11 protein-coding genes and 1 other RNA gene are annotated in these 8,494 nt (G+C 53.6%); 5 read left to right on the top strand and 7 right to left on the bottom strand.

What is annotated here, in order from left to right; translation table 11 throughout:
* A partial coding sequence (locus ACMX3H_RS14795; RefSeq protein ID WP_415209556.1) for a transposase domain-containing protein occupies positions 1-108 on the top strand: 108 nt, incomplete at its 5' end.
* 991 nt (positions 109-1,099) lie between these two features.
* Here the strand turns inward: ACMX3H_RS14795 and ssrA are convergent.
* Positions 1,100-1,482, bottom strand: a transfer-messenger RNA (tmRNA) gene (gene ssrA / locus ACMX3H_RS14790).
* A gap of 45 nt (positions 1,483-1,527) precedes the next feature.
* A complete protein-coding gene (smpB, locus tag ACMX3H_RS14785; RefSeq protein WP_415211386.1) occupies positions 1,528-2,010 on the bottom strand; it encodes an SsrA-binding protein SmpB in 483 nt (160 codons plus the stop codon).
* Positions 2,011-2,169: 159 nt separating this feature from the next.
* Here smpB and ACMX3H_RS14780 point away from each other — a divergent pair, with 159 nt between their 5' ends.
* Both ACMX3H_RS14780 and ACMX3H_RS14775 read left to right on the top strand, forming a co-directional pair.
* Complete coding sequence (locus tag ACMX3H_RS14780; protein WP_415211385.1) at positions 2,170-2,604, top strand: SRPBCC family protein; 435 nt, start codon at positions 2,170-2,172, stop codon at positions 2,602-2,604.
* Complete coding sequence (locus ACMX3H_RS14775) at positions 2,597-2,881, top strand: RnfH family protein (RefSeq protein WP_415211384.1); 285 nt, start codon at positions 2,597-2,599, stop codon at positions 2,879-2,881. Before ACMX3H_RS14780 ends, ACMX3H_RS14775 begins: the two co-directional genes overlap by 8 nt.
* Positions 2,882-2,980: 99 nt before the next feature.
* Here the strand turns inward: ACMX3H_RS14775 and bamE are convergent, their stop codons facing one another.
* From bamE to nadK, 3 genes are all read right to left on the bottom strand, one after another.
* Positions 2,981-3,334, bottom strand: a complete 354-nt coding sequence (bamE, locus tag ACMX3H_RS14770) for an outer membrane protein assembly factor BamE (RefSeq protein ID WP_415211383.1) — start codon at positions 3,332-3,334, stop codon at positions 2,981-2,983.
* 78 nt (positions 3,335-3,412) lie between these two features.
* The gene (gene recN, locus ACMX3H_RS14765) at positions 3,413-4,771 is read right to left on the bottom strand and encodes a DNA repair protein RecN (protein WP_415211382.1); all 1,359 of its coding nucleotides are present in this window, start codon (positions 4,769-4,771) and stop codon (positions 3,413-3,415) included.
* Positions 4,772-4,858: 87 nt separating this feature from the next.
* Entirely contained in the window at positions 4,859-5,737 is an 879-nt protein-coding gene (gene nadK / locus ACMX3H_RS14760) for an NAD(+) kinase (RefSeq protein WP_415211388.1), read from the bottom strand.
* A gap of 124 nt (positions 5,738-5,861) precedes the next feature.
* Here nadK and grpE point away from each other — a divergent pair, with 124 nt between their 5' ends.
* Positions 5,862-6,449 (top strand): nucleotide exchange factor GrpE, encoded by a 588-nt coding sequence (grpE, locus tag ACMX3H_RS14755; RefSeq protein WP_415211387.1) that lies wholly within the window; start codon positions 5,862-5,864, stop codon positions 6,447-6,449.
* A gap of 315 nt (positions 6,450-6,764) precedes the next feature.
* Here grpE and ung read toward each other — a convergent pair whose 3' ends face one another.
* Complete coding sequence (gene ung / locus ACMX3H_RS14750) at positions 6,765-7,448, bottom strand: uracil-DNA glycosylase (RefSeq protein WP_415211381.1); 684 nt, start codon at positions 7,446-7,448, stop codon at positions 6,765-6,767.
* A gap of 318 nt (positions 7,449-7,766) precedes the next feature.
* On the opposite strand from ung, the gene grcA reads away from it, so the two are divergent.
* Positions 7,767-8,150 carry an autonomous glycyl radical cofactor GrcA gene (gene grcA / locus ACMX3H_RS14745; RefSeq protein ID WP_415211380.1) on the top strand — a complete coding sequence of 128 codons (384 nt, stop codon included), beginning with the start codon at positions 7,767-7,769 and terminating at the stop codon, positions 8,148-8,150.
* Between the two features lie 90 nt (positions 8,151-8,240).
* On the opposite strand, the gene ACMX3H_RS14740 is transcribed toward grcA, so the two are convergent.
* A complete protein-coding gene (locus ACMX3H_RS14740; protein WP_415211379.1) occupies positions 8,241-8,393 on the bottom strand; it encodes a hypothetical protein in 153 nt (50 codons plus the stop codon).
* Positions 8,394-8,494 lie beyond the last annotated feature (101 nt).

Raw genomic sequence — 8,494 nt, 5'->3', positions numbered from 1 at the left:
GTGGAGCCGGAAGCGTATCTGCGCCATGTGCTGGCGATTATCGCGGATCATCCCATCAACAAAATCAAAGAGCTCCTGCCGTGGAACCTCACCATCCCTGCTGAATAACTGTCAATACGGCGCTGGGCGTACGCTTACGATCAAACAATAATCAACATCTCAATCTGCAAATGAAGCAGTAAATTCAAAAATTGTTTTTAAGAAAAGTGCTTACACCGTGCACTTCTATTGTTCAATTAACTTAAGTAATATAGTTAAATTGTGAATAGTTAATGGTTGCTTGTATACAGGCGTATGTGTGACGTGCTCACTCTGGCCTGAGACGTAAAAAAACCGGCCTGAACCGGTTTCCGTTCTGCGGGGTCTACTAAGAGCATGCGCTAAGCCCAGTTGGCCTCGCGGACGAACTCAAAGGGGCTGGGCCGATGTGGCCGCGTAAAGGCGGTGAGCTGTGCCTGTGTGGCGATATCGCCCGGTGTATGTCAGCTATCTTTCCCGTCACCTGCAACCGGCGGCAGGGCGGCTTTACGCTACAGGCTTTTCGCCGTGTTTTCCAAACCTCTTTGAAGCAGCGTTAGCTGTTTGACGGTTCACAAGCTGCTATGAATCATTCCTGCTAGAAAAAAGTAGTACACGGTTTGAACTTGTCGGTTTCATAAGTCCCAAAACCTCAATTGATTAGGGGATAGAGGTAAGATATGTGATCGGGCTATAGAGGTACAATTTGCTCACGCTTAGCTTTCATGCGCTTTGATGGAATAGGGCGCTGGTTGCGGAAACTTCACACCTTCTTCCCCAATGTTTTGCTAAGCAGGAAAACCCCGTCACCCTCATGCAGGGTGACGGGGTTTTTTGTTGTCTGGCTTTTAAAATTAAGACGTTGGTGAGGGGGTGAAACCCGTGCCATGACTGAATTGCATCCATAATTGGTAGACGCTTTTGGTTCACATTATAGCGAGCACCGGCATGTTTATCCATTATCACTAAATTCAGGCGGATCGTTTCGGTAGGACACAGACACAAAAAAAACCTCATGGCTTGCGCCAGCGGGATCTTAGGACTTTGTTGGATGGCTCTGGTATCCATCAACTAAGAATTTTGGTGGAGCTGGCGGGATTTGAACCCGCGTCCGGAATTTCTACACCCTCGGCACTACATGCTTAGTCCAGTCTTTACATTCGCCTGTCAGCTGCGGACGGACACGCCACTAACAGACTAGCCTGATTGGATTTAACGCTTCAGCCCCAAGCAGGACATCCACGCGATCTCTTTTGGGTTTGACCTCTCTTGATCCCCGTCCTAAGAGCGGAGGCTAGGGAGAGAGGGAATCTTCAGTTTATTAGGCTGATTAAGCTGCTAACGCAGCAGATTCGTATTGCGAGTCGTTTGCAATTATTTTTTTTGAAGCTTTTTTACGAGGCCAACCCCACCTCGGCATGCACCTTGAGTTTCGCAAATCCCGTCGAATCCAGGATCAGCCCCAAGTTGTTCATTTCATTATAGCAAACTTACGGCGTGGCGGCAACGTTATCGGCTGGCGTGCTTCATGATTCGCGCTTTGTCGAGCTGCCATTCGCGTTCCTTAATATCAGTACGTTTATCGTACTCTTTCTTACCCTTGGCGACGCTGATTTTCACTTTCACCCACGCGTTTTTCCAATAAAGCGAGAGCGCGACAACCGTATAGCCTTCACGATTTACGCGACCGAACAGCGAATCGAGTTCACGTTTATTCAGCAGCAGCTTGCGAGTTCGCATGGGGTCACAGACCACATGGGAAGACGCCACCGTCAGCGGCTGGAAAGTGGCGCCAAAAAGATAGGCTTCGCCATCCCTGAGCAGGACATAGCTATCGCTGATGTTCGCCTTGCCGGCGCGTAGCGATTTCACTTCCCATCCCTGCAGCGAAAGTCCCGCCTCAAACTCCTGTTCAATGAAGTATTCGTGTCGGGCGCGTTTGTTTTGCGCAATGGTGGCTGAACCGGGTTTATGTGCTTTTTTCTTTGTCATAGTGCGCAATATTATACAGTTAAGGCCGGGGAAGAAAAGCTTTCGTCTCGCCCGGGCTGGCTTTTCATCACAGACGTGGCATAGCGCACGTAACGGTCTTTTTGTCTCAGTGGAGAAAAATGATAATATTAAGGTGAATCGATAAAGACAGGAAAGATTATGCCTCATATTACGCGCTCCGCGCTGGTTCCTTATAGCGCGGAGCAAATGTTCGCCTTGGTTAATGATATCAGCGCTTATCCCGAATTTATTCCTGGGTGTAGCGCCAGCCGGGTGCTTGAGCAGAACGGCAGCGAATTGACCGCTGAAATGAATGTATCCAAAGCGGGCATCAGTAAATCATTTACCACCCGTAATGTTATCACTGAAAATCAAAATATTGTGATGCGTTTGGTAGAAGGCCCTTTCAGCTCTTTTGCCGGCGATTGGCGTTTCATTCCGCTCAGCGAAGAGGCCAGCAAGGTCGAGTTTCATCTCGATTTTGAATTCAAAAACAAACTTATCGAACTGGCGTTTGGGCGCATTTTCAAGGAAATGGCGAACAGCATGGTCATGGCGTTCACCCGCCGGGCAAAAGAGGTTTACCATGCCTGACATCCGGGTCGAGGTGGTTTATGCCCTGCCGGAGCGCCAATACCTGCGGCAGCTGGTGCTCCGGCAGGGGAGTACCCTGGAGCAGGCGATTCGTGCCTCCGGTCTACTGGCGCTACGGCAGGACATCGATCTCGACGTTAATAAAGTCGGTATCTTCAGCCGGCCCGCCAAACGGGAAGATAAACTCAGTAACGGGGACCGGGTGGAAATCTACCGGCCGTTGCTCATCGATCCCAAGGAGCTGCGCCGTCAGCGCGCGGACCGCACGCGGAAATAACCCGCCGCCGCTTTTTCCCGCCTGCGCAACGACAGGCGATCCCTAGCGCCCTACAGGTCACCCGTCTTGCCGCTCTGTTGCCGGCTAAAAACACACCACTTATTGGCTGGTGCTGGAACCTTCCAGCGTCGGTTTGTTGTCGATATGGGTCAGGATATCGCTACTGTTAAAGGTCAGCGTCAGCGTTTGCTGCGTGACGGATTCATGGCCCGGTTCGCGGCGGAAAATGTAATACCAGGTATTCGAGCCGAACAGATCTTTCATCATTGAGGTGCCAAGGGTATAGGCTACCTGCTGCTTGGTCATGCCGGTGTGGATTTTGGCGACGTCAGCTGCGGTCAGATAATTGCCCTGATTGATGTCGGGACGATAAACCACTCTCTCGAACACGGAGCAACCGGCGGTAAACATCAGCATAACGACAGCAGCGGCAGTCAACGTCTTACAGCTCATAATAATCACATTCCTTTTGGGCATAGGATGCCGATGATAATAGACCTTGCCGGCGTTGGGAACCTCTGCAAGGCCCATCTATGACCGCAGGATGAGAAAAAAGTTGAGCAGCTCCCTAGCGTTCGCCAGCGTATTTTTAGTGACTTCGCTGCCGCCCAGCAGGCGCGCCAGCTCCTGCAGGCGGGCTTTTTTATCCAGCGCCTGCATTTGGGTTTGTGTGGCGCTGCCGTCGGTATTTTTGCTGACGAAAAAGTGATGATGTCCGAAACCGGCCACCTGTGGTAAATGCGTCACGCACATGACCTGGGTGGACTCGCCGAGCTGACGCAACATCTTGCCCACTATGGCGGCCGTCGGCCCGCTGATGCCCACGTCCACTTCGTCAAAGATTAGCACAGGCGTGTCCATTTTACGGGCGGTAATGACCTGTATCGCCAGCGCGATGCGGGACAGCTCGCCGCCGGAGGCCACTTTCGCCAGCGGCTGTACATGGTGCTTACGTGCCAGGCTGATTTGCCGAGACAGACGCTGCTCCAGTTCATGGAGGCGTCCGGGATCAAGATCGATGCGGTCGACGTAATGGCGCAATTCATTGCTGGCTTCGGTGAGCTGAATCGCAGCGTCTTCCAGCAGCGCCATCACCTCGGACAAGGAGGGATCCAACGTGACCAGTTCGCTCATCACATGCCTGGCGGTGTGCAGCTGACTCAGTAAATTGGCCTCTTCGCCTTCGCTCAGCAACTCCAATGTTTGCTGGGTTGCGGTTATCAACTGTCCGCTGTTAGCCAGTCGCTTATATTCCTGATCGATCTGCTCATACTCCTCCGCAACCGGCGCGAAGTCGTTCAACTCTTTCAATTGATACTGCAGCAGCTCGCGTCTGGCGTCGCGTTCGGCGGCCTGCTGGCGCAGGCTGGCCAGATCCAGGCAGCTCTGGTGCCACTGGCGGTAGGCGGCCGCCATGGCCAGCTGAAGGTCTTTTTCGCCCGCGTAGGCGTCAAGCAGGCGCTTTTGGTGATCGGGACGCAGCATCAGCTGGTGGGCATGCTGGCCGTGAATTTGAATCAGGTACTGGCCCAGCTCACGCAATTGTGAGAGCGGCACCGGCGTACCGTTAATAAAGCCGCGTGAGCGGCCGTCCTGGCGCACCACGCGGCGCATCAAACATTCATTGCCGTTATCAAGCGCATTATCCGCCAGCCAGCGGGCGGCCAAGGGGGTATCGTTAAGTAAAAAACGCGCGCAGATGTCCGCCCTCGCGGCGTCGGGCCGCACCATGCTGGCCTCGGAACGGCCGCCCAGACACAGACCGAGCGCATCGATCGCAATGGATTTCCCCGCGCCGGTCTCACCGGTTATCACGCTCATTCCCGACTGAAAATCAATCGTTAACGCATGCACGATGGCGAAATTGGCAATGGTCAGTTGAGCCAGCATAGTTGCCTTCCTATATATAAATACACCGCTGTGATTAACCACAGTATAAACTGGTTTTTTATACAGTAAATATGCGCTGGCGAAAATTTAGAATAATTTTTTCGACCAGCCAAGTTTGCTGCTTAACGTATTGAAATAGTTATAATCGTTAGGATGAATCAAATCGAGATAGTAGTCGCTGCGGCGGATGAAAATTTCCTCTCCCTCCTGGATAGGCAAGGCTATCTGACTGTCGCAGCTAATTTCGAGATCCGGCGTGAGTTGGGAAAACTTCAGCCGTATCGTACTGCCGCCGTTAATGACCAACGGCCGAGAGGAGAGGGTATGTGGGAACATCGGCACCAGCGCGATGGCGTCCACCAGCGGCGTCAGTATCGGCCCGCCGGCGGAGAGGGAATACGCCGTGGAGCCGGTCGGCGTAGCGATAATAAGACCATCGGAGCGCTGGGAAAACGCGAAGGTATCATCAATATAGACTTCGAACTCAATCATATGCGCCACTTTGCCGGGATGCAGTACCACCTCGTTAATGGCGCTGCTCAGCCGGCCGCAGACATCACCCCGGCAGACCTGGGCTTCCAGCAAAAAGCGTTTTTCACTGCGATAGTGCCCCGCCAGCACGTCGGATAATTGCGCAAGCGCCGAGTCGGGATCGAGGTCGGTCAGAAAACCAAGATTCCCACGGTTGACACCAATGACCTTGATATCATAACGTGTCAAGATGCGCGCCGCGCCCAGCATGTTGCCATCGCCGCCCACCACGATCGCCAGATCGGCTTGCTGGCCAATATCGGCCAAACTACCGGTTATGGCCTGATCCAGCGCCAGATCGCGGGCGATCTGATGTTCCATGATGACGTGATACCCTTTATCGTTCAGCCAGTGGTAAAGCGTTTCATGCGTGGCCAGCGCATTGGGGTGACGCGGATGGCCGACGATGCCGATAGTGTGAAAAGTGGTAATCATTTGATTGCTGATCCCCGGCGTATTTTTGCAAGCTTCATTATGCGTCATCCCTTGAATCCCCGCTATTCATCCCCATAATAATCGGACTAGCGAGAATAATGCTGAACCGCGGAGAAAACTCATGATTAGTAGTAAAGAACAGAACACCCCTGACGAGCAAGTCTCACAAGAGAGTGAAATGGAGCAAGGGCAGCAGGCGGAAGCGATGTCTGAGACGGTTGACGTCGTGGATCCGCGAGATGAGCGTATTGCCGAACTGGAGGCCGCGCTGTCCCAGGCGCAACAGCGCGAGCGCGATAACGTGCTGCGCGCCAAGGCGGAAATGGAAAACGTGCGCCGCCGCAGCGAACAGGATGTCGAGAAGGCGCATAAATTTGCCCTGGAACGTTTTGCCGGTGAACTGTTGCCGGTTATCGATAACCTGGAGCGCGCGCTGGACATGTCGGATAAAACCAATAGCGAGCTGGCGTCCACTATCGAAGGCATCGAGCTGACGCTCAAATCATTGCTGGATGCCGTCCGCAAGTTCGGTCTTGATGTGGTGGGTGACACGCACGTGCCGTTTAATCCCGAAGTGCATCAGGCTATGACCATGCTGGAGTCCGACGAACACGAGCCCAATCAAGTGATGATGGTTATGCAAAAAGGCTACACCCTCAACGGTCGACTTATCCGCCCCGCCATGGTGGCGGTATCGAAAGCAAAGAGCTGATATCTTTTCTCCCGCCGCCGCGTGCGGCGTGAGAGCCTACGCCGCTGGTGAAAAACGGGCGAAGCACGCTATCTCCCGCGTGGCTACATGCCGGCGATAGCGTTTTCAACCACGGCGAAAACGTGTTACCGTTTGCGCTGTTGCGGCCCATGGCCGCCGCGCGCTGATTCCGTTGCCCCTTCTGCACGGGGTTACCCACGCGCCGGCGCCGTTGCGCCTGCACGGTACTTTATCCCCTCTGCTTACCCAATAACATGCGCACCAGGATCGATCCGCCGTTTTCTCGGTTCCCTCTAAGCTGTGCTTTATCCGCCGTTAGGCGGCCGGTAGCGTTGGCGTCCAGTCGATAGGGGTTTGGCCTTGGCGCGTCAGCAGGGCATTGGCCTGGGAGAAATGGTGGCAGCCGAGAAAGCCGCGATGTGCGGACAGGGGCGAGGGGTGCGGCGCTTTAAGCACATGGTGGCGCTGGGGGTCGATAATCGTGCCTTTTTTCTGAGCATGGGACCCCCACAGTAAAAACACAATCCCTTCACGGTGCGTGTTGAGTACCTTAATGACCTTATCCGTAAACGTTTCCCAACCCAGACTGGCGTGGGAATGGGCTTTTCCCGCTTCCACCGTCAGCACCGTATTGAGCAACATTATCCCTTGTTGCGCCCAGCTTTGCAGACAGCCATGTTTGGGTATGACAAAGCCGGGAATGTCGCTGGCCAGCTCTTTATAGATATTGACTAAGGAGGGCGGGGCGGGAACGCCTGGCTTGACGGAAAATGAAAGGCCATGGGCCTGATTGGGGCCATGATAGGGATCTTGGCCGAGGATCACCACTTTCACCGCATTCAATTCCGTGAAACGGAAGGCATTAAATACATCCTTGGCCGGGGGATAGACGGTAATTCCCGCCGCGCGTTCCCTGGCGACAAAGGCCAGAGTTTCCTGAAAGTAGGGCAGGGTTTTTTCCTGCACGAGAGCATCGCGCCAGGTGAGCATTTGCGTCATGATACGCTCCATGATAGTGACGACATGGGCTAAGCTTAACGTTTTCTCTCCGTGGGTTAAACGTTTTCCCGCTGGCGGCAGAGGGAAAATTTGCCCCGCCGGTGGCGTTCAGCGGCTATTTTAAATTGACCTAAATTAATAAGTTTGCCCAATAATGCCACCACTTTCCGACAGACATTGATTTAAATCAAAGTATCGAGCCCGGTTGGCGGGTGTATAATCAGTTTTAAAAATTGGTTTTACCAAATGTCCAGGTAGGCTAAATGTTGAACGGCCTGCGTCTGGACGCCGTATGGCACCCCTACCACGGAGGCATCAATGATTATCGGAACACAAATAACCGAGGCTGAAAACAAAGCGCTGGTAAACTCTTTCTGGTTGCTAGATGACGCTAACCATCAAGCCCGCTGCCTGGCCGCCGTTGCCGGTTACGCCGACGACCAAGTGGTTCCCCTGCAGGAGCTGGGTAAATTCGATTACCGCGAAATTCCGTTTGAGCAGAAGGAAGTGGTGCGGGTTGAAGGCGGGCAGCATCTGAATGTCAACGTGCTGAGCCGCGAGACGCTGGAAGTCGCCGTGGCGAACCCGGAAAAATACCCGCAGCTGACTATCCGCGTGTCGGGCTATGCGGTGCGTTTCAATTCGCTCACACCTGAGCAGCAGCGGGATGTTATTACCCGTACTTTCACCGAAAATATGTAATCTCCGCTTGTCACGCGCATAACGGGGCCATGCTGGCCGCCGGCGGTAGTGATGGTAGAATTGCGCTGCTTTTACCCGCATAAGGGGGCCTTAGGCCCCTTTTTTTTCATCGATAGCGGGATACTGCCGACGCTTGCGGCGGGCCTGCGGTGTCGGCATCAGCCATACTGATACGCCGGGTGGCGTCCTGAAAGCTGAAAGCTTGCAGATTCCGACGTATCCGATCATCTGTTCCGGCGACATCCGATCAGTTATTCCGATATTTTCCGATCACCCATTCCAGTGATATTCGATCACGTGTTCGCTCATCTTCTGACTCGGTTTTAGTCTATTTTTCCTGTGCT

Source organism: Sodalis sp. (in: enterobacteria) (assembly GCF_047607725.1).
In the GTDB taxonomy this organism is placed as follows: domain Bacteria; phylum Pseudomonadota; class Gammaproteobacteria; order Enterobacterales; family Enterobacteriaceae; genus JBLKSS01.
This window is presented reverse-complemented; position numbering and strand designations above follow the sequence as displayed.

Excerpts from the sequence above, each read along its gene's own strand:
- ACMX3H_RS14740 (WP_415211379.1), bottom strand. The coding sequence starts at position 8,393 with ATGTCGCCGGAACAGATGATCGGATACGTCGGAATCTGCAAGCTTTCA.
- recN (WP_415211382.1), bottom strand. The coding sequence starts at position 4,771 with ATGCTGGCTCAACTGACCATTGCCAATTTCGCCATCGTGCATGCGTTA.
- nadK (WP_415211388.1), bottom strand. The coding sequence starts at position 5,737 with ATGATTACCACTTTTCACACTATCGGCATCGTCGGCCATCCGCGTCAC.
- ung (WP_415211381.1), bottom strand. The coding sequence starts at position 7,448 with ATGACGCAAATGCTCACCTGGCGCGATGCTCTCGTGCAGGAAAAAACC.
- bamE (WP_415211383.1), bottom strand. The coding sequence starts at position 3,334 with ATGAGCTGTAAGACGTTGACTGCCGCTGCTGTCGTTATGCTGATGTTT.
- ACMX3H_RS14780 (WP_415211385.1), top strand. The coding sequence starts at position 2,170 with ATGCCTCATATTACGCGCTCCGCGCTGGTTCCTTATAGCGCGGAGCAA.
- ACMX3H_RS14775 (WP_415211384.1), top strand. The coding sequence starts at position 2,597 with ATGCCTGACATCCGGGTCGAGGTGGTTTATGCCCTGCCGGAGCGCCAA.
- grcA (WP_415211380.1), top strand. The coding sequence starts at position 7,767 with ATGATTATCGGAACACAAATAACCGAGGCTGAAAACAAAGCGCTGGTA.
- smpB (WP_415211386.1), bottom strand. The coding sequence starts at position 2,010 with ATGACAAAGAAAAAAGCACATAAACCCGGTTCAGCCACCATTGCGCAA.